Annotated in this window: 27 protein-coding genes; 20 read left to right on the top strand and 7 right to left on the bottom strand. The window is 65.4% G+C overall.

What is annotated here, in order from left to right; translation table 11 throughout:
- Window positions 1–8: 8 nt before the first annotated feature.
- The 6 genes from AC4D6D_RS14610 to AC4D6D_RS14585 all read left to right on the top strand — a co-directional run bounded on the left by AC4D6D_RS14610 (window position 9) and on the right by AC4D6D_RS14585 (window position 3,320).
- The gene (locus AC4D6D_RS14610; RefSeq protein ID WP_186830014.1) at window positions 9–398 is read left to right on the top strand and encodes a response regulator; all 390 of its coding nucleotides are present in this window, start codon (window positions 9–11) and stop codon (window positions 396–398) included.
- A gap of 4 nt (window positions 399–402) precedes the next feature.
- Window positions 403–933 (top strand): chemotaxis protein CheD, encoded by a 531-nt coding sequence (locus tag AC4D6D_RS14605; protein ID WP_147219597.1) that lies wholly within the window; start codon window positions 403–405, stop codon window positions 931–933.
- 47 nt (window positions 934–980) lie between these two features.
- Window positions 981–1,280 carry a hypothetical protein gene (locus tag AC4D6D_RS14600; protein ID WP_147219598.1) on the top strand — a complete coding sequence of 100 codons (300 nt, stop codon included), beginning with the start codon at window positions 981–983 and terminating at the stop codon, window positions 1,278–1,280.
- 10 nt (window positions 1,281–1,290) lie between these two features.
- The gene (locus AC4D6D_RS14595; protein WP_147219599.1) at window positions 1,291–2,157 is read left to right on the top strand and encodes a flagellar motor protein MotB; all 867 of its coding nucleotides are present in this window, start codon (window positions 1,291–1,293) and stop codon (window positions 2,155–2,157) included.
- Between the two features lie 27 nt (window positions 2,158–2,184).
- On the top strand, window positions 2,185–2,622 hold the full coding sequence (locus AC4D6D_RS14590) for a hypothetical protein (RefSeq protein ID WP_491325860.1): 438 nt from the start codon (window positions 2,185–2,187) through the stop codon (window positions 2,620–2,622).
- 68 nt (window positions 2,623–2,690) lie between these two features.
- Window positions 2,691–3,320 (top strand): PilZ domain-containing protein, encoded by a 630-nt coding sequence (locus tag AC4D6D_RS14585; protein WP_491325859.1) that lies wholly within the window; start codon window positions 2,691–2,693, stop codon window positions 3,318–3,320.
- Between the two features lie 69 nt (window positions 3,321–3,389).
- Here the strand turns inward: AC4D6D_RS14585 and fliP are convergent, their stop codons facing one another.
- Genes fliP through AC4D6D_RS14570 form a run of 3 tightly spaced genes read right to left on the bottom strand, consistent with a single transcriptional unit; the run spans window position 3,390 to window position 4,711 of the window.
- Entirely contained in the window at window positions 3,390–4,151 is a 762-nt protein-coding gene (fliP, locus tag AC4D6D_RS14580) for a flagellar type III secretion system pore protein FliP (RefSeq protein WP_491325858.1), read from the bottom strand.
- Window positions 4,144–4,473 (bottom strand): flagellar biosynthetic protein FliO, encoded by a 330-nt coding sequence (locus AC4D6D_RS14575; protein WP_491325857.1) that lies wholly within the window; start codon window positions 4,471–4,473, stop codon window positions 4,144–4,146. Before AC4D6D_RS14575 ends, fliP begins: the two co-directional genes overlap by 8 nt.
- 4 nt (window positions 4,474–4,477) lie before the next feature.
- Complete coding sequence (locus tag AC4D6D_RS14570) at window positions 4,478–4,711, bottom strand: FliM/FliN family flagellar motor switch protein (protein ID WP_132268634.1); 234 nt, start codon at window positions 4,709–4,711, stop codon at window positions 4,478–4,480.
- A gap of 116 nt (window positions 4,712–4,827) precedes the next feature.
- Between AC4D6D_RS14570 and flgC the strand changes: the two genes are divergently transcribed.
- The 8 genes from flgC to AC4D6D_RS14530 all read left to right on the top strand — a co-directional run bounded on the left by flgC (window position 4,828) and on the right by AC4D6D_RS14530 (window position 9,668).
- Entirely contained in the window at window positions 4,828–5,235 is a 408-nt protein-coding gene (flgC, locus tag AC4D6D_RS14565; protein ID WP_147219603.1) for a flagellar basal body rod protein FlgC, read from the top strand.
- Between the two features lie 11 nt (window positions 5,236–5,246).
- Entirely contained in the window at window positions 5,247–5,594 is a 348-nt protein-coding gene (fliE, locus tag AC4D6D_RS14560) for a flagellar hook-basal body complex protein FliE (protein ID WP_147219604.1), read from the top strand.
- A gap of 36 nt (window positions 5,595–5,630) precedes the next feature.
- Window positions 5,631–5,894 (top strand): flagellar biosynthetic protein FliQ, encoded by a 264-nt coding sequence (locus AC4D6D_RS14555; protein WP_147219605.1) that lies wholly within the window; start codon window positions 5,631–5,633, stop codon window positions 5,892–5,894.
- 4 nt (window positions 5,895–5,898) lie between these two features.
- Window positions 5,899–6,684 (top strand): flagellar biosynthetic protein FliR, encoded by a 786-nt coding sequence (fliR, locus tag AC4D6D_RS14550; RefSeq protein ID WP_147219606.1) that lies wholly within the window; start codon window positions 5,899–5,901, stop codon window positions 6,682–6,684.
- A gap of 4 nt (window positions 6,685–6,688) precedes the next feature.
- Window positions 6,689–7,759: a flagellar biosynthesis protein FlhB gene (gene flhB, locus AC4D6D_RS14545; RefSeq protein WP_491325856.1), complete on the top strand. Its 1,071-nt coding sequence runs from the start codon at window positions 6,689–6,691 to the stop codon at window positions 7,757–7,759.
- Window positions 7,760–7,841: 82 nt separating this feature from the next.
- Entirely contained in the window at window positions 7,842–8,954 is a 1,113-nt protein-coding gene (locus AC4D6D_RS14540; protein WP_147219608.1) for a flagellar basal body P-ring protein FlgI, read from the top strand.
- A gap of 2 nt (window positions 8,955–8,956) precedes the next feature.
- Window positions 8,957–9,256, top strand: coding sequence for a rod-binding protein (locus AC4D6D_RS14535; RefSeq protein WP_491325855.1), 300 nt, complete (start codon window positions 8,957–8,959; stop codon window positions 9,254–9,256).
- Window positions 9,246–9,668, top strand: coding sequence for a flagellar biosynthesis protein FlgN (locus AC4D6D_RS14530; protein WP_147219610.1), 423 nt, complete (start codon window positions 9,246–9,248; stop codon window positions 9,666–9,668). Before AC4D6D_RS14535 ends, AC4D6D_RS14530 begins: the two co-directional genes overlap by 11 nt.
- A 190-nt stretch (window positions 9,669–9,858) precedes the next feature.
- Here AC4D6D_RS14530 and AC4D6D_RS14525 read toward each other — a convergent pair whose 3' ends face one another.
- The 4 genes from AC4D6D_RS14525 to AC4D6D_RS14510 all read right to left on the bottom strand — a co-directional run bounded on the left by AC4D6D_RS14525 (window position 9,859) and on the right by AC4D6D_RS14510 (window position 16,178).
- Window positions 9,859–11,145 carry a putative bifunctional diguanylate cyclase/phosphodiesterase gene (locus AC4D6D_RS14525; protein WP_491325854.1) on the bottom strand — a complete coding sequence of 429 codons (1,287 nt, stop codon included), beginning with the start codon at window positions 11,143–11,145 and terminating at the stop codon, window positions 9,859–9,861.
- A 161-nt stretch (window positions 11,146–11,306) separates the two neighbouring features.
- Entirely contained in the window at window positions 11,307–12,353 is a 1,047-nt protein-coding gene (locus tag AC4D6D_RS14520) for an XRE family transcriptional regulator (protein WP_491325853.1), read from the bottom strand.
- A 721-nt stretch (window positions 12,354–13,074) separates the two neighbouring features.
- The gene (locus tag AC4D6D_RS14515; protein WP_491325852.1) at window positions 13,075–13,500 is read right to left on the bottom strand and encodes a flagellar biosynthesis protein FlgB; all 426 of its coding nucleotides are present in this window, start codon (window positions 13,498–13,500) and stop codon (window positions 13,075–13,077) included.
- An 11-nt stretch (window positions 13,501–13,511) separates the two neighbouring features.
- Window positions 13,512–16,178 (bottom strand): NHL repeat-containing protein, encoded by a 2,667-nt coding sequence (locus AC4D6D_RS14510; RefSeq protein WP_491325851.1) that lies wholly within the window; start codon window positions 16,176–16,178, stop codon window positions 13,512–13,514.
- Window positions 16,179–16,325: 147 nt separating this feature from the next.
- Here AC4D6D_RS14510 and fliG point away from each other — a divergent pair, with 147 nt between their 5' ends.
- From fliG to flhA, 6 genes are all read left to right on the top strand, one after another.
- On the top strand, window positions 16,326–17,354 hold the full coding sequence (gene fliG / locus AC4D6D_RS14505; protein ID WP_491327256.1) for a flagellar motor switch protein FliG: 1,029 nt from the start codon (window positions 16,326–16,328) through the stop codon (window positions 17,352–17,354).
- Window positions 17,355–17,586: 232 nt separating this feature from the next.
- Window positions 17,587–18,261: a FliH/SctL family protein gene (locus tag AC4D6D_RS14500; protein ID WP_491325850.1), complete on the top strand. Its 675-nt coding sequence runs from the start codon at window positions 17,587–17,589 to the stop codon at window positions 18,259–18,261.
- A gap of 96 nt (window positions 18,262–18,357) precedes the next feature.
- A complete protein-coding gene (gene fliF / locus AC4D6D_RS14495) occupies window positions 18,358–19,968 on the top strand; it encodes a flagellar basal-body MS-ring/collar protein FliF (RefSeq protein ID WP_491325849.1) in 1,611 nt (536 codons plus the stop codon).
- Window positions 19,969–19,979: 11 nt separating this feature from the next.
- Window positions 19,980–20,339: a flagellar motor switch protein FliN gene (fliN, locus tag AC4D6D_RS14490; RefSeq protein ID WP_147219615.1), complete on the top strand. Its 360-nt coding sequence runs from the start codon at window positions 19,980–19,982 to the stop codon at window positions 20,337–20,339.
- Window positions 20,336–20,797 (top strand): helix-turn-helix domain-containing protein, encoded by a 462-nt coding sequence (locus AC4D6D_RS14485; RefSeq protein ID WP_491325848.1) that lies wholly within the window; start codon window positions 20,336–20,338, stop codon window positions 20,795–20,797. The genes fliN and AC4D6D_RS14485 overlap by 4 nt, the downstream gene beginning before the upstream one ends.
- Window positions 20,798–20,832: 35 nt before the next feature.
- Window positions 20,833–22,932 carry a flagellar biosynthesis protein FlhA gene (flhA, locus tag AC4D6D_RS14480; RefSeq protein WP_147219617.1) on the top strand — a complete coding sequence of 700 codons (2,100 nt, stop codon included), beginning with the start codon at window positions 20,833–20,835 and terminating at the stop codon, window positions 22,930–22,932.
- The last annotated feature ends 1 nt before the right edge of the window (window position 22,933 follow it).

The following is a 22,933-nucleotide window of genomic DNA, read 5'->3' as shown; positions in this document are numbered from 1 at the left end:
AGCGGTTCATGCCGGCAGCGTCTGCAATAAAAGTAATGGTGGTCGACGATCAGACGTCCATGCGCGCGATGATCCGTCGCGCCCTACAGGATCTGGGTTTCAAGGACATTCGGGACAAGGCCGGTCCGGTCGAGGCGCTTGCCGCGATCAAGTCCGACCGCGTTCACCTCATCATCTCCGACTACAACATGCCCGACATGGACGGCCTCCAGTTTCTGGAGGCGGTGCGTCAGGACCCGGTGATCGGCAAGACCGTGTTCATCATGCTCACCGGTTCGGCCGACAAGGAAATCGTCCAGAAGGCCGCCGCGCTCGGCGTGAACAACTATGTCGTGAAGCCTTTCGCTCCCGCCGCGCTCAAGGAAAAGATCGAGCGCGTCTTCGGGGAGCTGGTCTGAGGACATGCGCCGCGTCGCCATCGTTCAGGGTGAATACCATGTGGTCCACCAGCCCGGCGTCGTCATCTCGACGCTGCTGGGCTCGTGCGTCGCGGCCTGCCTGCAGGACCCCGTCGCGCGGGTGGGCGGCATGAACCATTTCCTGCTGGGAGAGCCGGGCGCCGACGCGCCGGTGAACCCGGCGGACATGCAGCGCTACGGCGTCCATGCGATGGAACTGCTGATCAACGCCCTGATGCAGCGCGGCGCCCAGCGTTCGCGGCTGCGCGGCCATCTCTACGGCGGTGCCAACATCGTCGCCGGGCTGGGCGGGATCGGCACCAAGAACGGAGAGTTCGCGCGCAAGTTCATGCAGACCGAGGGCATTGCGCTCGATCACAGCGACCTTGGCGGGACGCAGGCGCGCAAGGTGGAATTCATGCCCTACGAAAGCAGGGTGCGCGCGACGCTGGTGAAGGACCAGCCGCTGCCGCCCGTCGTTCGTCCGAGGCCCGTGCCGGTGGCCCAGCCGACCGGCGAGCTGGAGCTGTTCTGACCATGGCACGGCAGGCGGAAACACATACGGAAATTCAGGGGGAATCCATGGCTATCGTAACAGAAGGAACCCCGGAAGGTGCAGCGGCCCCGCTCTGGCAGGCCCTGGCGCACGAGATGCGCGTGGCTCGCGGGTTGCTGGAACAGCTGGCCGGGGTGCTCGTGACCGACGAGCGCTTCGTCCTCGACTATATCGACCAGCTTCAGGCTTTCGACCTGATCGCCCAGCATGTGGATGAGAGCGCCGCACTGCTCGACCGCGTGGCCGGTGGGCAAAGCCCCGGCGAGGCGGTCGGCCAGGTGCGCCTGACCGTGATGCAGGACCGGCTTCGCGCCGCGCTGGACTGAGGATTGAACCGTGGCACGGGGTAACGACGAACATCCTACGATCGTCATCCGCAAGGTCAAGAAGCATGCGCACGCCGGTCATCACGGCGGCGCCTGGAAGGTCGCCTATGCCGACTTCGTGACCGCGATGATGGCCTTCTTCATGTTGCTCTGGCTTCTGGCCAATCCGGACAAGGACCAGCTCAAGGGATTGGCGGAATACTTCTCGCCCAATGCCGACAGGTCTTCGCCGGCCACCACGCTGACCACCAAGCCCGGTTCGCAGCCGGGCCTCGGCGGGCACAGCCGCCGCAACCAGTCCGCAGACAGCGAGGCCGTGGGCGAGCCTTCGGCCGAAGCCGGCACCAAGGGCGCGGCGCGCGGCGGCACGGCCGACGTGCCGGAAGCCTCGCTGCGGGTCATGGCGCAGGAAATGCAGCTCTCGCTCGACCAGCCGGTCGACCCGAGCCAGGGCAAGCGCAATATCGACGTGCAGCCGGATCGCGACGGCTTCCGCATCCATCTGATGGACAGCGACCATCGCTCGATGTTCAAGGGACCGACGGCCGAACTCAACGACTATGCCCGCGGCATGCTCGGCCGGATCGCGCGCAAGCTCTCCGGCACCGGCGCGCAAGTCGCGATCGAGGGCCATACCGATTCGAGCGGTGGTCAGAGCGAGGCCAACTGGAACCTCTCGGCGCAGCGGGCGCTTTCGGCCCGCGCGGCGATGATCGCCTCGGGCCTGCCCGCCGACCGCTTTTCCGAAGTGGTGGCCAAGGCCGGGACCGAGCCGGTCTATCCCGACCGCCCGGACCGCCCGGAGAACCGCCGTATCACCATCGTCGTCAAGGCCGAAGCTTCCGCGCTGCCGCGCGACGCCAGCTTCAAGTTCTGACGCGATGGACAAAGACTGGAGACTATCGTGATAAAGCGCATCGTGATCGGCCTGGCCGCGCTGATCGCCGGCACGGGTGTCGGCATCGGCGGTGCCTATGCGGCCCGGCAGTTCCTGCCGCAGGTCATGCCCGACCTCGGCCCCGTGAAGGTCGAGACCGAATTCGTACCGACGGGTACCATGCTCGCGCCGCTGACCTTCCCGGACGGGCGGCTCGCGGGCTATGTCTCGTTCGAGTGCCAGGTCGAAGTCGCCAAGGGCAAGGCTGCGGACGTGACGGGCCAGCTTCCGTTGCTGCTCAACGCGGTGAACATGCGGACCTATCGCACGCCGCTGGCCAGCGGGCCGGACGGCATGATCCCCGGCATCGACGCCTTCCGCCGGGTGGTGATGGACGCCGCCGTGGAAGTCTACGGCAAGGACCTCGTGCGCCGGGTGGTGGTCACCCAGGCTTCGCCGGTTTAAGTATTTTTGGGGCCGGTCTAACCATGTTTGGGGCCGGTCTGAGCCCAAACCGCAAGGAGGAGGCCGCGATGCCTGTATCATCGTCAGCCCTGTCGCACGGCGAAGTGCCGCTGCCGCTTGTTCCGCGCGGGCCGCGCGTCACCACGATCCTGCTGATCGGCAAGCTCGCCAGCCGGTTCGGCGAGACGATCTGCCGCATCCGCAACATTTCCGACGACGGTCTCATGGCCGAAGTCCACGGCGCCTTCGCAGTGGACGATCCCATCGCCGTGACGCTGAAAGCCGGCGACGTGCTGCGCGGCCATGTCCGCTGGTCGCTGAACGGCCGGATCGGCGTGGCGTTCGATGCGCCGGTCCATGTCGCCGACCTGCTCGGCCATGTCGCCAACCGCATCGGTCCCGAGGGGATCGCCCGCGGTCCGCGCTTCGATGTCGATTGCCGTGCCGACCTGCTCGCCGCCCATCAGCGCCACGAGGTTCGCCTGATCGATCTCTCGCAAGGCGGCGCGCGGCTCGTTGCGGAGGTGCGCCTGATGCGCGACAGCATCGTCCGGATCACGATCCCCGGACTGGGCGAGCGCGAAGCGGCGGTGCGCTGGTTGGGCGAGGGCGCCTATGGCCTCTCGTTCCTGGAGCCGCTGGCTTTCGCGGACTTCGGCCCCTGGCTCATCGAGCGATCGCTGCGCTACGGCGCGTGAATGGAAAAAGGGCGCGGAAGGTCGGAAGACCGCCGCGCCCTTTTCGGATCGATCGAGGGGGCGGTGTGGTTAACCCGGCCCGCCGAAACTCTTCACCAGCGATCCGGCGATCAGTGCCCAGCCGTCCACCAGCACGAAGAAGATTATCTTCATCGGTAGCGAGATCGTCGCGGGCGGCAGCATCATCATGCCCATCGCCATTAGCACGGCGGCCACGGCCAGGTCGATCACCAGGAACGGCAGCAGCAACAGGAAGCCGATCTCGAAGGCGCGGCGCAGTTCGGAGATCATGAAGGCGGGCATCAGCGTCGTCATCGGCAGTTCCGCGCGCGAGGCGGGGACTTTGCCGGAGAGTTGGACGAACAGCTTCACGTCGTCGTCGCGGACCTGCTTGAGCATGAACGTGTGGAACGGCTTGCTTGCGCGTTCCAGCGCCTGGGTCTCGTTGATGCGGCCCTGGTTGTAGGGAACCATGCCGTCCTTCCAGGCGGCGTCGAAGGTCGGCGCCATGACGAAGAACGAGAGGAACAGCGCCAGGCTGATGACCACCGGGTTCGGCGGCACGCCCTGCACGCCGAGGCCCGAACGCAGCAGCGACAGCGCGACGATGATGCGGGTGAACGAGGTGATCGTCATCAGGATGCCGGGCGCAAGGCTCAGCACCGTCATCAGCAGGACGAGCTGGATCACCCGGCCCGACATCGCGCCTTCGCCGAGCGGACCCGCACCCGCCGCAGCGGCGGCGGCTTTCTGGGCGAGGGCGGCTTCGGGCAATACGGCAAGAATTGCCGCCCCGCAAAGTGCGGCGGCGACGGCATAACGCTTATGCATCAGCAGGAGCTTTCGGAGTGACCGGACCGATGCACGGCGCGGAATCGAGCATGACGACGCCTTCGGGCGAGATCAGCAGGCTGATTTCGCGGTAGTCGCGGCGGATGAGGACGACCGAACGGCGCGGATCAATGGCAAGACGCTCGATCAGTTCGAGCCGCCGTTCGCTGCGATCCGGCCCGAGACCTGCGAAAAGCTGGCCGTTCAGCCACTTCTGCGGCAGCTTCAGGTCGTAACGGCGCACCACCCAAAGCGCCCCGACCAGCATGCCGAGCACCACGCCCAGCGCGCCGATGGTGCGCAGCAGAGAGAGAAAATCCATGCTCTCAGCGCTCGCGTTCGACGACCTTGGTGATCTCCAGCGACATGACTTCGCCGTTCACCAGGATCTTGCCTTCTGCCACCAGCTGGTCGTTCACATAGACGCGGGTGGGATCGTTATGGCCGCAGTCGAGCGGAATCATCGCGCCGCGGCTCATCTTGAGAACCTGCCGGATGGGGATGCTGGTCGATCCGAGTACGATCGACATGTCGATGGGAATGCCTTCGAGGACGGACATGACGCGTCTCCTTTCAAGCCTGCTTATAGGAATTATTTTATAGGAGTGCGCGGTGCTAGGCAAAAAATGCCTATAAGGAGGCTGTCTGCCGCGAGGGCAGGGCAGGAGCTGTGTTGATGGAACTGAACAACTCGATCGGCGTCTCGGCATCGGGCCTTCGCGCCCAGTCGCTGCGGATGCGCGTGATCGCGGAAAACCTGGCGAACTCGGACTCCGTGGCGAAGACCCCGGATGCCGATCCCTATCGCCGCCGGGTCGCCACTTTCACCGCCGAAGTCGACCGTGCCAGCGGTGCCACCCAGGTCGCCGTCAAGTCGATCGAGGGCGACAAGAGCCAGTTCCCGCGCGTCTACCAGCCGGGCAGCCCGGCCGCCGACGCGCAGGGCTATGTCGACCAGCCCAACGTCAATCCGCTGATCGAGGCTGCCGACATGAAGGCGGCCCAGCGGTCCTACGAAGCCAATCTCAATGCGATCGAATCCGCGCGCGGCATGACCATGCGCACGATCGACCTGCTCAAGTAAGGAAACACTCCATGGCAATCGGAGCACTCGACGCCGCGGCCGCCTATGGCCGCGCGATGAAGGCGGCTGCGCCTTCCGCTGGCGGTCTCACCGGCCTCGGCGACATGGCCGGCGGCATCGCCGGCGCAGCCGGCAATACCGGCGGCAATTTCGGCAGCATGGTGGAATCCATGGTGACCGATGCCTCGACCTCGCTGCGCACCGCCGAAGCGGAAAGCGCCAAGCAGGTGGCGGGCAAGGGCGACCTGATCGATGTCGTCACCGCGATTGGTGCGGCGGAAACCGCGCTCGATACCGTCGTCGCCGTGCGCGACCGCGTGGTCAGCGCGTACTCCGACATCATGCGGATGCAGATCTAGGCCTCAAAAGCCTGACTTTTAGGAAAGCTCGGCGTCATGACCTCACCCGAAGCCATCGAGATCGCGCGCGCCGCGCTGGTGCTGGTGCTGACCATCGCCGGGCCGATGCTGATCGCCGCGCTGATCGTCGGCGTTGTCATCGGCCTGCTCCAGGCGCTTACCCAGGTGCAGGAAATGACGCTGACGTTCGTGCCCAAGATTCTGGTGCTGGGCGTGGTCATGCTGCTGTCGCTGCCCATGATCGGCCATGCCCTCGGCGCCTTCATGGACCGCATCGCCGACGCCATCGTCACCGGCTGACACGATGGGCGGGGCTTCTCTCGACATCGCGACCCTGGCCGCCCTGCCGGTCGACGCGGCGACGTTCCTGATCCTGTTCTGCCGGGTCGGCGCGGTCGTCATGCTGCTCCCGGCCTTTTCCGAGGACACCATTCCGCCGCAGATCCGGCTGGTCATGGCGCTGGGCTTCACGCTCGGCCTCTACGGCATGCTTCAGGGCCACGTCGCCCCGGCGGTGAAGTCCGACGCCTCGCTGCCGATGCTGGTGATCGGCGAGATGCTGGTCGGCATCGCCATGGGCATGATCGTGAAGATCCTGTTCAGCGCCGCCGCGATCGCCGGTTCGATCGCCAGCCAGCAGGTCGGCCTCGCCTCGGCGCTGGTCAACGACCCGTCGATGGGCGGGCAGGCGCCGCTGCTGTCGCGCCTGTTCGGGATCGCCGCGATCATCGTCTGCATGAGCCTCGGCGTCCATCACTTGTGGATCGCCTCGATCTTCCAGTCTTACTCCGTGTTTCCGGTCGGCGGCTTGCCGCCCTCGGCGCAGTTCGCCGATCTGGCGGTCAAGGTGACGGGACAGGCGATGGCGCTGGGCGTCAGTCTCTCCGCGCCGCTCATCCTCTACGGCGCGCTGTTCAACGTCGGTCTCGGCCTGGCCGCCCGCGTCGCGCCGTCGATCCAGGTCTTCTTCATCACCCAGCCGCTCAACCTGCTGCTCGGTATCTCGGTGCTGGCGATGACGCTCGGCACGATGCTGACCGCTTTCGCGACCGCCATGGGCAGCTTCATGCAGAACGGATGGAGCCTCTAGAGCCATGGCAGAGAGCGACAAGGACCAGCGCACGCACGAGCCGACCCAGAAGAAGCTCGACGATGCCCGCAAGCGCGGCGAAGTGGCGATGTCGCCGGAAGTGCGCCACGCCACGATGATGACCGGCGCGCTGATCGTCACCGGTTGGGTCGGCATTTCCGCGATCCGTCACCTCGGCATGATGATGACTCGCCTCTGGGGCAGCGCCGAGGACTATCCGCTTGATTCAGGCGGTGCGCAGAACCTGATGACCGGCGTGGCGCGCCATTTCGCGTTCTCGCTGATGCCGGTGTTCGGCGTGCTCTTCGCCTGTGCGGTGGCGACGATCTTTCTTCAGGGCCGGTTCGTTCTGAGCTGGTCGCGCCTTGCGCCCAAGTGGTCCAAGCTCAATCCGGCCAGCGGTTTCAAGCGCATCTTCGGGATGCGCGCGCTGGTGGAATTCGCCAAGACCCTGGCCAAGTTCAGCGCCATCGGCCTCGTCGTCTTCATGGTGCTGAAGCCGCGCATGACCGGTTTCGACCAGCTCGTCGGCTTCGCGCCGGGCGCGGTCGGCGCGGCGGCCGGCGAACTGGGCTACGAGGCGATCCGCGCGGTGCTGCTGCTGGTCATGGCGCTGGCGCTGTTCGACTTCATCTACCAGCGCCGGGCCTTCATGAAGCGCATGATGATGACGCTCCAGGAAGTGAAGGACGAGCACAAGCAGAGCGACGGCGACCCCAAGATCAAGGCCAAGATCCGCCAGATCCAGATGCAGCGCTCGCGCAAGCGGATGATGGCGGCCGTGCCCGAGGCCAGCGTCATCATCACCAACCCGACGCACTACGCCATTGCGCTGAAATACGACCACGGCGCCATGGCGGCGCCGGTGGTGGTGGCCAAGGGCGTGGACGCCATCGCCCTGCGCATCCGCGAGATCGCCACCGAATCCAAGGTGCCGATCGTCGAGAGCCCGCCGCTTGCCCGTGCGCTCTATGCCGCCGTCGATATCGACCGCCCGATTCCGATCGAACACTACGCCGCCGTCGCCGAGATCATCGGCTATGTCATGCGGCTTGCCAGAACAGGGAAGAAGTGAGGTGAAAATGCCGAACCTGCCCGCCCTCCGCCGCTTCAATCATCCTATAAGGTCAGTGATGTTCAAGCCTTTGAAATCGAGGATGCACGGTTCCCTGCTGGCCATGGCGGCCAGCAGCGCCCTGCTCGCGGTCCTGCTGGCGCCGGGTGTGGCCTTCGCCGGCTCCCAGCCGCGCATCAAGGACATCGTCGATGTCGAGAACGTGCGCTCGAACCAGTTGGTCGGCTACGGCCTCGTGGTCGGCCTCCAGGGCACCGGCGACCGTATCCGCAACATTCCCTTCACCGAAGAGACCCTGCAAGCCATGCTCGAACGCATGGGCGTAAACATCCGCGGCACGCAGATGCTGACGCAGAACGTCGCGGCGGTGACGGTGACGGCGACGATGCCGCCCTATGCCCGCGCCGGTTCGGCGATCGACGTGCAGGTCTCGGCGCTGGGCGATTCCACCAGCCTGCAAGGCGGCATCCTGCTGGTCTCCTCGCTGCGCGCGCTGGACGGCGAGATCTATGCCGTGGCGCAAGGCCCGGTTGCGGTTTCCGGCTTCAAGGCACAGGGCGCGGCGGCCAAGCTCAGCCGCGGCGTCATGACCACCGCGCGCATCGCAGGCGGTGCCATCGTCGAACGCGAAGTGCCTTACGACCTGCGCTCCGCCCAGACGCTGAAGCTGGCGCTCAAGAACCCCGATTTCACCACCGCGCGCCAGATCGCCGCGACGATCAACCGCGAGGCACCCGGATCCGCGCAAGTGCTCGACCCCGGCACCGTCGAACTCGATCCGGCGGGCGGCTCGGTGATCGACCTCATCACCCGCGTCGAGAACCTGCCGGTGCAGGTCGATCAGGTCGCGCGCATCGTCATCAACGAGGCGGCGGGCACCGTGGTCATGGGCGCGGACGTGCGGGTCAGCCCGGTGGCCATCGCCCAGGGCGGCCTCACCATCAGCGTCACCGAGACGCCGGTGGTTTCGCAGCCCGCGCCGTTTTCCAATGGCGAGACGACCGTGGTGCCGCGCACCCGCGTGGAAGCGGACGACGGCAGCGGCGCCCACCTGGCGGTGCTGAACAGCGGCACTTCGCTCCAGACGCTGGTTGCGGGACTCAATTCGCTGGGCGTCAGCCCGCGCGATCTCATCACCATCCTGCAGGCGCTACGCACGGCGGGCGCGCTTCAGGCCGAAATAGCGGTACAGTAAAGATGGCAGATCCGGTTCTTCCCTCGCTTCCTTCCCGTCCCGCGATCCAGACGCCGGACCGCAGCCCCGCCAAGGTGGCGCGCGAGTTCGAGGGCGTCTTCGCCGGGCAGATCACCAAGATCATGCTGGAGACCGTCGAGCAGGGCGAGGATTTCAACGGCGGCCACGGCGAGGAAATGTTCCGCGGCGTACTGGCCGAGCAGATCGGCAACCAGATCGCCAGAGGTAAGGGCCTCGGCATCGCATCCGCCGTCGAGGCGCAGATCATCCGCCTGCAGGGAGGCAGCAGCCGTGCCGAATGAACTGATCGAGATCATGACCTCGCTGTCGCTGGTCATGCGCGAGGAAACCGAACGGCTCGAAGGCCGCGAGCGTGCGCTCGACCTTGCCGAACTGGCGGCGGCGAAGACCCGGCTGGTCGGTTCGCTGGAGGAAGTGCTGGCGCGGCGCAACCGCCTCGATCCCGAATGGACCGAGCAGATGGACGACGAGACGCGCGAGGCTCTGGCTGCCGCTCTCGGCGAGTTGCGGGCGGCTTCGATGGTCAATTCGGCGCTGCTGGAACGGCAGATCGAGCTTTCGATGGAGATGATGGGGGCCATCGCCAACGAGGCCAAGCGGCTCTCCGGCAACCGGACTTACACCTACAGCCCGAAGGGCGACATCGCGCGTCTGGACCTGACCACGCCGATCTCGTTCAACACCGAATACTGATCGCAGGGTAGTCCGGCACGAAGAAGGGGACGGTGGGCGGCCCTATGCCGCCCTGTCCATCGTCGCCTCTGTGAAAGCGGCGGGGCACTGCTTTCTGCGACCTCTCGCCTTGCACGAGAGAAGCGGTGTCCCCGTCTTCGCTGGGACGAGGGGGTGTGCAAGGCGTTGTGCCGTCGGCTCGCCTCGTGCGTCAGGAAGCCAGTGCTTCCATGCCCTGGCGCACCCGCGCGGCGGTTTCGCAAGCCGGAGCGGCGCGGCCGAACAGGTAGCCCTGCCCGAAAGCACATCCCAGTTCGGAAAGCGTCTGCGCCTGCTGCTCGGTCTCGATCCCCTCGGCGGTTACCGGCATCGAAAGGCTCTGGCCCAGATCGACGACGACTTTCACCAGTTTGCGCCCGGCATCGCTACCCAGGGTGTCGACAAGCGTGCGGTCGATCTTGATCATGTCGAGCGGCAGCTTGCAGATGCGGCTGAGGCTGGCGTAGCCGGTGCCGAAATCGTCCAGTGCCACCTTGATTCCGGCCTCGCGCAAGCTGGCCACGGTCGCCTGCGCGGCCACTACGTTGTGCATCACGGCGTTCTCGGTGATCTCCACCGTCAGCCGGTCGGGCCGGATGCCGCTGGCGAAGACTATGCGGAGTAGCCGGAAGGCGATGTCCGGATCGCAGACCTGTCTGGGCGACATGTTGAGCGAGAGGCCGAGGCAAGCGCCCCAGTCCTGCGCGTCACGGCAGGATTGCCGCAGCATCGCGTAGAGCAGGTCGTCGTTGAGGCCCACATCCTCGGCCATCGGCAGGAAGCGGTCCGGACCCAGCACGCCGCGCTGGGGATGATGCCAGCGCACCAGCGCCTCGAAACGGGCGATCCCGCGCGAGGGGAGGGCGACGATAGGCTGGTAGTAGGGAACGAGTTCCCCGCGCACCAGTCCACCGCGCAAGTCCTCTTCGAGTGCGGCCCGGTCGCTCAGGGAGGCGAACATCTCGGGAGAGAAACGGCGGATTCCCCCGCCGCCCGCGTCCTTGGCATGAGAAAGGGCTATCGAGGCGCCGCGCAGGAGTTCTTCTGCGGAAAGCGCGCCCTGGCGGTCCACCGCCATGCCGATCGAGGCGGTCAGGTGGACGATATGGCGGCCCAGGCTGACCGGCGTGCCGATCGCATCCAGCAGAGTCTCGGCCAGGCGGTCGAGGCGGGCCTGATCCTCACTGTCGCCGTGGAGCGGAAGCAGGCAGGCGAATTCATCGGCACCGATGTGGACGATCTCGCCGCCCTGCATGGCGTGGGCGCGCAGGGAACGGGCGCAGCGATCGCGGACGGTATCGATGAGGCTGTCTCCCGCAGCATGGCCGCAGAGATCGTTAACCAGCCTGAACCGGTCGAGATCGAGCAGCAGCAGGCCTACAGCAGCCGCATTTGGTGCGGCGCGTGCGCGATGGCGCGTCAGGGCCCGCTCGATGATCCGCAGCGGCGATGCACGCACGGCGAGGTGATGCGGCGGCAAATGCAGGGGCAGGGATTGGGACCGCTTCCCGATCGACTTCAACAGGCCAAGTATGCGCATTCCGCCTTCCGGTATCCTACACATACTTATATCGCGGTCGCCACGCGTGGCGGCAGGCGCGACATGTCAAATACCGTTACTTACTCGAAGACGGCCGCCACGACCGTTGCAAGGTCGGCCGGATCGATCCGGTCGAGGGCCACTTCGATATCCGGATTCTCGCTGTAACCGAGCATGTGACCATGCCTGTCGAGCGCCACCGAGAGCACGCGCAGTCCTTCCGCTGACGAGACCACGGCAAGCCCGCCTGCCGAAGGGAAGCGATCGGGATCGACGATCAGCGTCGAGCGACCGGGCAGGCCCGCGCCCAGCGTGGGGCGTCCCAGTCGCAGCCCATAGGTGCGAGGACCGGAGCTGCGCGGTGCTTCGACGTGGGTGCCGCCGGGTGTGCGCGCGATCAGGCCGTCGGGCAGGGGGCTGCCGAAAACCGGCACGAGGCGCACGATCTGGGTCTCCGGGGGATGCGCTTCGGCGATGTCGACCGCCCTGGTCGGCAGTCGACCGGTGTCCTTGTTTGCCACGCGTTCGAGCAGCGGATGGGGAGCGGCCCGTGCGCTGGCCCTTGCCTGCGGCGATACGCCCTGCAACTCGTCATGCAGCGCGGCGATGCGGGCACGGGACTTGGCGATCCGCAACTGCGGATTGGCCACGAGCGGCAGTACCGCATCGAGATCGCCGCGGAGATGGGCTTCGTTCACGATGGCCGTCAGTTCGGCATCGTCGCGCGCATCGAGCAGGCGGCGCAATGCGGCGCGCACCTCCTCGTTCCAGCGCTCGTAGGGCTTCAGCGCGTTCTCGATCCGGGAGAGGATGACGGGCGCAATTCCATATTCCTGCTCGAGCACGGCGATCGTCAGGGCATCGTCCGCAGCGCGGCGGTTCCGCAGCGCTGCCGCCAGCATGACCGCAAAGCGCTCCGCCTCGGGATCGGCGCGGTCGTTGCCGTGGAGCGGATCGGCCCAGGCGGCGATGTCGAATTCGGGATCGTCGATGTCGATCAGGAGTTCCGCCGCATCTATTCCCAGGGCCGTCGCGATGTCCCGCAGCTCGCCGGCACGCGCGAAGATCTCACCCCTCTCGATCTTCGAGAGGCGGATATAGGTTATCGTCGGAAGCTTGTCCGACAATTCCAGCAGCGATCCAATATTCAGCTGCTTGCGAAATTTCCTGATCCGGTTCGGAAAGACGAGCGTGCGGTAAGCATCGATCTCGATTGCGGTCGGCGCGGTTGCAAGCGCCTTCCAATTCCGCTTCTGGGATCCAAGCGGTTTTTGGGTCATTGAAGCTCTTGTCTGGCTATGAATGGTGAATTTGTTCCACGGAAACCCGGAAGGGTCAATAATCCATTATATATGTCGTGCCAAAGTGGGTCGGATTGATGTGCTCGGCAAGAAGTTCCACCTATAATCCATCGGCTTTGCTCCATAATGGTTATTCTTGTCGTGTTTCCGTTGGATTTCAGCTTCTTTGCAGGAAAAAGTTGCCTAGTCGCACGGTGGCGCACTGCCTCCGGATTACGGATAACTCGCGCGGAGACGGCGGTTAAAGAACTGAAATAGATATATTCCCTCTAAACGCTCCGCCATTACTCCTGTTCCCTCCTATCGGGATAAATCCGGAGATTTCCCGGATAAACCCTTGGGTTTTTAAGGCTATCTGAACGAAAGTATCTTTTGTGGCGGAATTTCCGGCAAGTCTGCGGATATTTGCGATGGGTCGATCTCGCGATCGTCTCAGGGTTCCTGCGAGAGGGGAATGACGCAGAAGGCCCGGTCTTCCTTGGGCCGCGCCACCTGAACGCCTTCCGAAGATCCGGGCTTCGCCGCGCGGCGAAGCCCGGCGCACCGGTCAGCCGCGGCCGAGGGCGGTCTTCATCAGGCCGATCTGCTTGCGATAAAGATTGGTCATCGCCGCGAAGTCGGCCTGGACCTGGCCGAGGTTGAGCAATTGGTCTTCCAGCGTGACGTTGTTGCCGTCGGGCTTGGTTTCGGTGGTGTCGCTGTCGAGAACGATATGGCTACCCGCCTGGGGTGGGCGCGCGCCGAGGGCGGTCATCCCGCCCGACAGTTCCACTTTCGGCCGCGAGACCCGCGGTGTCCCCGCGGCTCCGCCGTATTGCGAGACGAGCGAGGAGAAGTCCGGCGTCTCGACGGTGCGGGCCTTGAAGCCGGGAGTTTCGTTGTTGGCGATGTTCTCGGCGATCACGCGCTGGTGTTCGGACATGAACTTCATCGACTGGGCCATGCCGTCGAAGATAGGAGGGAGAGCAGACATGAACGATTACCTCAGGAGCCGGTGAGCCGCGACAGGGCGGCCTGATAGTTGGCGAGCTGTTTCTGTTGGTAGGCGGTGCCGCCGCCCGTGATTGCGCCGTCTACCAGCGTCGCCTTGGTCGAATCCCAGTAAAGCGAGCGATAGGCGGACTGCGTCATGGACAGGGCGGATTTGATTTGCGACAGCGCCACGGCGGCTGTCTTGGCGTCGGCCAGCGTAAGCGTATTGGCAAGGCCGAGGCTGTAGTTGCCGCCGGGCGTGACTTTCGGCGCATCCGGATCGGGCGCCTTGGAGGAGACCAGGCGCACCGGATCGATGCCCAGCTTGGAAAGCGCGTCCTTGTCCTCGCTCGCACCGGAGCCGAGCTCGATCTTGGAGCCGGACTTGACCTGGATCTTGAGAGTCTGCTGGCCATTCACGCGGGGCGTGGTGATCGTGGCCTTGGTGCCGGTGATCTTCTGGATCTTCTGCGCCAGCGTGCCCATCGTCTCGTCCTTGGCGATCGTGATGGTGCGGGTGGCGCCGCCGTCGACGCGCAGCGTGAACTGGTCTCCCGGCTGCAAGCTGGTCTGGGAGAAGAGGGTGGTCGATTCCTGGTCGTTGAGCGTACCGCGGTTGAGGCCCAGGGCGCCCAGCACCGTGGATCCGCCGGCCACCGCCGAGACCTTTACCGGCTCGGTGGTCGAGGAGTACATGCCCCACTGCGAAATCTTCTCGATAGCGCCCGTGTTAGCGTCGATGCGCGCGACGAACCCGTCGACGCTGCCGCTCTTGGCTCCCGACAGGTCGCCTGCGGTGCGACCGCCGACGTAGAGGGTGCCGTTCAGGTAGGTCACGCTGTCGGCCTGGTCGGTCGCCGAAGTGCCGATGTAAGTCGTGCTGGCCGAGGACATGGCGGCATCGATGCGGGTGACGAACGCATCCTGTCCGCCGTTGATGGCGTTGACCTGTGCGCCGCTGACGGCACTGCTGGTCGTCCCGACGACGGCGATCTCGCCGGTGTCGGACACAGCGATGGCCCGCGCCGTCACGTTGCCGAGGGCGATCGAGCCGAGGTCGTTGGCAAGGGATGCGGAATCGATCCGGCGGATCGTGGCGATGCCTTTCTCGCTGGTGAGTGCCAGCAGGTTGCCGTCGTTGTCGATGGCGAGCGAGGTGACCGAATCGAGGCCGCCGCTGTCGATCGTGCGGCGTTCCTGGAGCTTTCCGGCGGCATCGAGCTTGGCGATGAAAGCGTCGCCGCCCCCGGTCGAGGCCTTGCCGGCGACATAGATGCTGCCGTCGTCACCCACGGTGACCGCGCTGGCGGTCTCGTTGCCGACCTGGCGGATGACCGTCGAGGAAAGCTGTTCGCCCTTGATGTTGTACCGCGCGACTAGCATGTCGGTCTGGCTGTCGTCGCCGCCGTTGTAGGCACCGCTGACAGTGCCTGCCACCACGATGTCGCCGTTCGCCGAGATCGTGACCGCCGCACCTTCTGCGCTGCCGGCGGCGCCGAGGCTGCGCTGCCAGACGACTTTCCCTTCGCTGTCCACTTTCGTGAGGAACAGATCGTCCGAGCCGTCCGAAATGCGCGTGCCGACATCGCCGTCGGTCGTACCGACGATATAGCTGAAGCCTTCCGCATCCGTGGCGATCGCCTTGGCCTTGGTGGGGGCCGCGACCGTATAGTCCTTGTCCTTGGCATCGGTGGAGGTCGCCGCTGCCTTGGCTTCCGCCGTGGCGGCGCCATCGACCCCGTTGATCTTGCTCAGGCGCTGCCAGGACAGCGAATCTTCGAGATCCTCCACGCGATAGATGCGTGCAGCGGTCGCGGCATCTTTGGCGGTCTCGCCGCTGGCGATCATCAGGGCATCGCTGCCGCCGACCTGATCGATCGCGACCTTTTCGCTGCCCGACGGGTTGAAGACGAGACCCCACTTGCCGTCGTTCTTTTCGACGGTGAAGTTTGATTTCCACTTGCTGACGGGCTTGCCGTTGGCATCCACCACCGGGTTGCCACTTGTATCTGTCGCCTGGGTGCCGGCAATTGCCGCGTTCAGCGCCGCGGCGACCGAATCCAGCGTGGGCGGCTGCGTCGTCTGAGACAGGTCGACGGTCACCGTTTCGGTGGTGCTGCCCTTGGTCAGCTTGATTTGCAGCACTTCATTGCCGGTCATGCCGGCAATGGCGGCATCGCGGGTCTTGGATACGCCTTTCCCGATGACGGTGCCGCTGGAGTTCGCCCCCTTTACGGCCACCGAAGTGGCATTGCTGGTCTGCGTACCGAAGTTCAGCGAGACGAGATCGCTGTCCGCCGATCCGAGGAAGGACTGGAGATCGAGCAGTCCCTGCGCAAAGGCTTTCTGAAGCGAAGCGCGTTCCGAGGAGGACGTCGTGGCCTTGGCGGCGCTTTCGGCCAGGATGCGAAGACGGTCCAGTGCCTTGTAGGTGGTGAAAGCGGTCTGGACGTCGGGAAGGTCCTCCAGCGAGCTGTCCTTCTTGGTATCGACGATCGACAGCATCCGCTTGATCGCGGTGATCTGCGCACTGACCGGACGGGTGTCGGCCTCCTGCTGCCAAGGCGGTGTCGTGTCGGGAAGGGCGGTGGTAAAGGCCTTTTTCGCCCTGAGCACGGCTGCGCTTTCCAGGGTCGCGAGCGAGGAGGTCAGGCTGGAATAGGAGCTCGTTCCGCCCAAAATGGACAGACCGATCAACCCATTGTTTAAATTTATCGCCAATTCTGTCTCCATCGGGCAGTTGTGCTGGTCTTCCTCCTATAAATAGAAGGAACAGCGCCCAATCCGTGCGGGATCGAGCAATTTTTCGGGGGTATCGAAGTGACGATGATGGCCGCGGTGGTTGAGCCGCCGGAGCTCAAGAAATACTCGGGAATGCAGCGCGCTGCCGCATTGATGCTCGCGCTTGGTCGCGACCATGGCGGTCCGATCTGGGAGCAGCTGAATACCGACGAGATCAAGGAGCTGTCCTCCACGATCGCCCAGCTCGGCCGGGTACCTTCGGTCGTCGTCGAGCATCTGCTCGTGCAGTTCTCGGGCGAAGTCTCTAGCATGGCGACGCTCCACGGCTCCTACGAGACCACCGAAAGGCTGCTGGAAGGCATCCTCTCGGCGGACCGCGTGAAAGAGATCATGGAGGACATTCGCGGTCCTTCCGGCCGGACGATGTGGGACAAGCTGTCCAACGTCAGCGAGGCGGTGCTCGCGGGCTATCTCAAGAACGAATATCCCCAGACCGTCGCGGTGATCCTGCACAAGCTGCGCCCGGACCACGCCGCGCGCGTGCTGGCCGAACTGCCGCGCGATTTCGCCACCGATGTCGTCATGCGCATGTTGCGGATGGACACGGTGCAGAAGGACGTGATCGTCCAGGTCGAACAGACGCTCAAGAGCGAGTTCATGACTAACCTGTCGCGCGCCCAGCGCCGCGATCCGCACGAGACGATGGCCGAGCTGTTCAACGCGCTCGACCGCTCGACCGAAGAAGCCATGCTCGGCGCGCTCGACGAGAAGGCGCCGGAATCGGCGGAACGCATCCGCGCGCTCATGTTCACTTTCGAGGACCTTGCCAACCTGCTGCCGGCGGCGATCCAGACGATCGTCCGCAACTGCAACAAGCGCGAGCTGGCCCTGGCGCTCAAGGGTTCGCCGGAAGAAATGAAGAAGCTCTTCTTCAACGCCATGACCGAACGCGCGGCCAAGCTGATGCGCGACGACATGGCGGCGATGGGTCCGGTCCGCGCCCGCGAATGCGAGGAAGCGCAGACGTCGCTGGTACGCCTCGCCAAGTCGCTGGGCGATCGCGGCGAGATCATGCTCGTCGATCCCAAGAGCGACGATGCGATGATCTATTGATCGCGGTGACGACCTGTTTAAATTGCTGTTCCTCCAGCCTTGGGTCTGGAGCGGGCAGCGAAGAGTCCGGTATCCGGTGCGCTCGTGGCATTCGTCACGAGCTTGCCATTTGGAGAGGCCAATGGCCGATCCGCAGGGTTTCAGAGATTGCCATGCGTCGCGGGCCGGTGCCTGCGATGCGCGACCGCAAGGTCGCACGAATTCCGAGGGTGCGGCGATGATGGAGGATCCCATGACCATTCAGCCATTCGGTTTCGACAGAATATTCCGGTTTCCGGGCAACGAGCCGGTCGTCGATGAGCGACGGCACGACGAACTGCGCGAGCACGTCGAGGAACTCCAGGCGCGGATCGAGCGCCTGCACGAGGATCACGTCGCCGAACTCGCGCGGGCGCGGGCCGACGGCTTCGAGGCCGGGCTGGAACAGGCGCGGGGCGAGCGGGCGGAAGCCATGCTCGCCGCCACCGATGCGCTTCATGCCTCGATCGACGATGTCGAGCGCCGCTTCGATGCGGTGATGGACCAGGTGATCGCCGAAGCCGGATCGGTCGCGCTTCAGGCTGCCGAACTGCTTGCCGGTCATGCCATCGCCGCGCAGCCCGCGCGGGCCATCGACGAGGCGCTGACCCGCGCGCTCGATCAGGTCGCACGCGATACCGCGCTGTCGATCCGCGCCAATCCGGCGATGCGCGAGGATATCGAGCGTCTCGTCGAGGAGCGCCGTGCGCGCGAGCGCCGTTCGCTCTCGATCGTCGTCGTCGATGACGAGACCCTGCCCATGGGCGATGCCCATATCGGTTGGGCCGAAGGCGGTCTCAATGTCGATGCGGGCGCGCGCCGCGCCGCGGTCATGGCCGAACTGGCCGGTGTTCTGGGCCGTGAAGGCGACCAGGCGGAGGGCGCGTAAACTTTTCCTGTTCCCGGCAAGAGTTGCCTAGCGGTTTATCCTATAATGTCAGAGGCGACACCAAGGGAGTGACGCCGCTGATGTAAGAGGCGACTTTTGAACCCGTTGCGGAACTTTATCGAGCAGATCGGTCCTCGCCGGGCCCTGCTGATGGGCGGCGTGGCCCTTGCCCTGCTGGCCGGGCTCGGATGGATGGCTCTTCGCAGTCCTGCGACCGAGATGGGCTATCTCTATACCGATCTCGATCCTTCGGCGGCGAAATCGATCACCGACAAGCTCAAGGGGCAGAACGTACCCTTCCAGCTTTCCGCCGACGGCACCGGGGTCATGGCCCCGGTCGACCGCCTGGCCGAGCTGCGCATGTCGATGGCCTCCGACCAGCTGGGCGGCAAGATCGGCTATGAAGTGCTCGACGCGGAAGAGCCTTTCGGCATTTCCTCGTCGCGCGCCAAGATGAACGAGACCCGCGCCATCGAAGGCGAACTGGTCCGCTCGATTGAAAGCCTTGAAAAGGTCACCAAGGCCCGCGTCCATGTCGTGATGCCGGAACGCGCGATGTTCGAAACCGAACCGCGCAAGTCCAGTGCCTCGGTGACGGTGAAGACCAACGGCCGCCTTTCCGGCGAGCAGATCCAGGCGATCCGCTACCTCGTTTCTTCCGCCGTTCCCGATCTCAATCCCGAGGCGGTTTCGATCGTCGACCAGACCGGCGCGCTGCTGGCGCGGGCGGGCGAAGGCGGCGATGCCGGCGCGGGCAATCTCGAAGACCGGCAGAACGCCGTCGAGGCCCGTCTGCGCAGCGAAATCGAATCGATGATCGAACCGATCGTCGGTCAGGGCAAGGTGCGGGCCGAAGTGGCCGCCGTGCTCGAACGCGACCAGGTGCGCGAGGAATCGGAAACTTTCGATCCCGATACCCAGGTCATCGCGCATCAGACGACGGTCGAATCCAGCAACCAGAGCGACGAGAACGCGGCGGGTGCGCAGGGCGTGACCGTCGGCTCGCAGCTTCCCGACAACCAGGGCAACGTCAACGGCAGCGGCGGCGACGCGCGCCGCTCCGCGCAGAACGAAACCTCGGAAGACACCACTTACCAGAACAGCCGCACCCAGAAGACGGCCGTTCGCACCCCCGGACAGGTCAAGCGCCTGACCGTGGCGGTCATGGTCGACGGCGGTCCGCAGGGCCTGCCCGCCGCGCAAGTGCAGCGTCTCCAGCGGCTGGTCGAGAACGCGGTGGGCTTCGATGCCGAGCGCGGCGACAGCGTCGTGGTCGAGAACATGGCCTTCAACGCACCGACCGACCTCGATGGTTCGGCGGACGGCCTGCCCTTCGGTCTCACCTGGGATCGCATCTTCGACGTCCTGAAGATCCTCGTCGTGGGCGGCATCATCCTCTTCGCCATCAAGATGCTCAAGCCCAAGCTGCTCCCGCCGCCGCTGGTGGAAGGCGTTGTCGAACAGCGCCTGACCGCCGAGGACGCCGAACTCATGGCGCTCAAGGAACGCGCCGCCGAAGGCGACGAGGACGCCCTGCGCCAGCTTGAGGAACAGCGTGCGGCCGAGGGCGAGATGCTCGACCAGGAAATCGCGCTGGCGCAAGTGGACGGGCGCATCAAGCTCTCCGCCCTGCGCCGCATCGGTGACGCCATCTCGGCCAGTCCCGCAGAATCCGCATCCGTAATCCGTCAGTGGATGAACAGCTGAAAGGTATGACCATGAGCGACGAGCTCGAGCCGCGCCAACTCGCGCCTGCTCACCTGACCGACGAAATTCCCGCCGACGCGAACGTCGAGGAAACGGCGATCCCGCCGCGCCCGACCACGCCGCCGACGCCCGACGACCTCCAGGCCGTGTTCGACGTGCCGGTGAAAGTCCAGGCCGTGCTCGGCCGCTCGCGGATGGACATCGGCGACCTGCTGCGCCTGAAGCCGGGCATGGTCGTGGAACTCGACCGCCGCGTCGGCGAGCCGGTGGACATCTTCGTCAACAACCGCCTGATCGCGCGCGGCGAAGTCGTGCTGATCGACAGTACGCTGGGCATCACGCTCACCGAAATCGTCCGGCAGGAAGCATGATGACCACGCCCGAACACGATCCGACCCGGCTGATGCTGGTGGGCGATCTCGGAAACGCGATGGGCCTTGCGGTGGAGATGGTGCGCGGGTCCCCCGCCAGCATTGCCGTGGGCACGGCGAATTCCACCGTGTTCGAGGACTGGCAGCGTGCCCGCAACGACCTCGTGGTCGTCGATATCGCGGTGAACCTGGAAGACGTGATGGCCCGGCTGCGCGGCAATGTGGCGGGAGAGGCGGAAGGGGCGAATCCCTCCGTCGGCACCGCCGTTTCCGAGCTGGTGGGCCAGAACATCGCCGACGTCGAGCGGGAGCTGATCCTCAAGACGCTGGAGCACTGCCGGGGCAACCGTACCAATGCGGCCTCGATGCTGGGCATTTCGGTCCGGACCATGCGCAACAAGCTGCGCACGTTCCTGTCCGACGGCGTCGCCGTGCCGCCCGGCCTGATCCGACACTGAATCCAGACCTCAGACTTTAGGCACCCGGTGATCCGATGAACGCAATCGTCTCTCAAAGGCTGGACCAGTTCCTGACCCGCCTCGGCCCCAGCCGCGATCTCGCGCTGGCGCTGGGCGTCAGTGCGATCATCGGCATGCTGATCCTGCCGATGCCGGGCTGGATGCTCGACATGGGCCTGGCCCTGTCGATCACCGCCTCGGTGCTGATCCTGATGACGGCGCTGTTCATCGAGAAGCCGCTGCAACTGTCCAGCTTCCCGACGATCCTGCTGATCGTGACGATGCTGCGGCTGGGTCTCAACCTCGCCTCGACGCGTCTGATCCTCGGCCATGGGCATGAGGGCCATCACGCGGCGGGCGGCGTGATCGCGGCCTTCGGCGAGTTCCTGATGGGCGGCGAGACCGTCATCGGCCTCACCATCTTCGCGATCCTGATCGTCATCAACTTCGTGGTCATCACCAAGGGCGCGGGCCGCATCGCCGAAGTGGCGGCGCGCTTCAGCCTCGATGCCATGCCCGGCAAGCAGATGGCGATCGACGCCGACCTCAATGCCGGAACGATCACCGAAGCGCAGGCCCGTGAACGCCGCGCCGAGATCGAGGCCGAAAGCGGCTTCTACGGTGCCATGGACGGTGCCTCGAAGTTCGTGAAGGGCGATGCCGTCGCGGGGCTTCTCATCACCGCGATCAATATCGTCGTCGGCCTCATCATCGGCGTCGCCATCCACGGCGTGCCGTTCGGAGAGGCCTTCACTACTTACACGATCCTTACCGTGGGCGACGGCCTGGTCAGCCAGATCCCGGCGCTGATCGTCTCGACCGCGGCGGGCCTGCTGGTCTCGAAAGGCGGCGTGGTCGGCAAGACCGGCGCCGCGCTGGGCGACCAGCTCGGCCGCTACCCCAAGGCCTTCGGCATCGTCGGCGTGCTGATGGGCACGCTGGCGCTGATGCCCGGCCTGCCCTTCATTCCTTTCGCCGCGATGGGCGGCATCTGCGGATGGGTGGCCTGGTCGATGTCGCGCAAGGCGCAGGCGAGTGCGGCGCAGGAGCGCATGCAGGAGGCCATGGCCCAGCAGCAGCAGATGGAAGCCCAGGCCGAGGAACCGATTGCGCGCACGCTGGCGATCGACGCGCTGCGCATCGAACTGGGCTACGGCCTGCTGCCGCTGATCAACGATTCCCAGGCAGAGCCGCGCCTCGACGACCAGGTCCGCGCGCTGCGCCGCCAGATGGCGATCGATTACGGCTTCGTGCTGCCTTCGGTCCGCATCCTCGACAATATGGCGCTCCAGCCGAACGAGTACATCGTCTACGTCAAGGAGACCGAGATCGCGCGCGGTGAACTGCGCATCGGCAAGCTCTTGCTGATCAACGCGGGCGAGCAGGACATCGGCATTCGCGGCGAGCCGACCAAGGAACCGGTGTTCCAGCTTCCGGCCCTCTGGATCGACCGCGACATGCGCCAGGAAGCGGGCTTCCGCGGTCTTACCGTCGTCGATTGCGGCACGGTCGTCACCACCCATCTGACCGAGATCGTCAAGGACAACATTGCCGACCTGCTCTCCTATACCGAGACGCAGAAGCTGCTGAACGAGGTCCACAAGGACACCGAGAAGCTGATCGCGGACCTGATCCCGAGCAAGATTTCGATCTCCGGCGTGCAGCGCGTGCTCCAGAACCTGCTGGCCGAAAGCGTGTCGATCCGCGACATCCCGACGATCCTCGAAGGCGTGGCCGAAGCGACGGCGATGACCGGCAATCTCACGCAAGTGACCGAGCATGTCCGCGCCCGCCTGGCCCGCCAGATCTCGGCGCAGCAGACCTTCGATGGAACCATCCCGATCGTCACCCTCGGCGGCGAATGGGACGAGGCCTTCGGCGAGGCCATCGTCGGCCAGGGCGACGATCGTCACCTGGCCATGGCGCCCTCGCAGCTCCAGGCCTTCATCGCCGCGGTGCGCGACACTTACGACCGTTTGGCCGGGCAGGGCGAGATTCCCTGCCTGCTGACCAGCCCGCCGCTGCGGCCATTCGTCCGCTCGATCATCGAGCGCGTTCGCCCGGCAACCGTGGTGTTGTCGCAGAACGAGATCCATCCGCGCGCGCGGCTGCGCAGCCTGGGCGCGGTTGGCTGAA

It is taken from the genome of Novosphingobium sp. BF6 (assembly GCF_058273105.1).
Note: the sequence above shows the minus strand (reverse complement) of the source record. Positions and strands in the feature narration are given on the sequence as shown.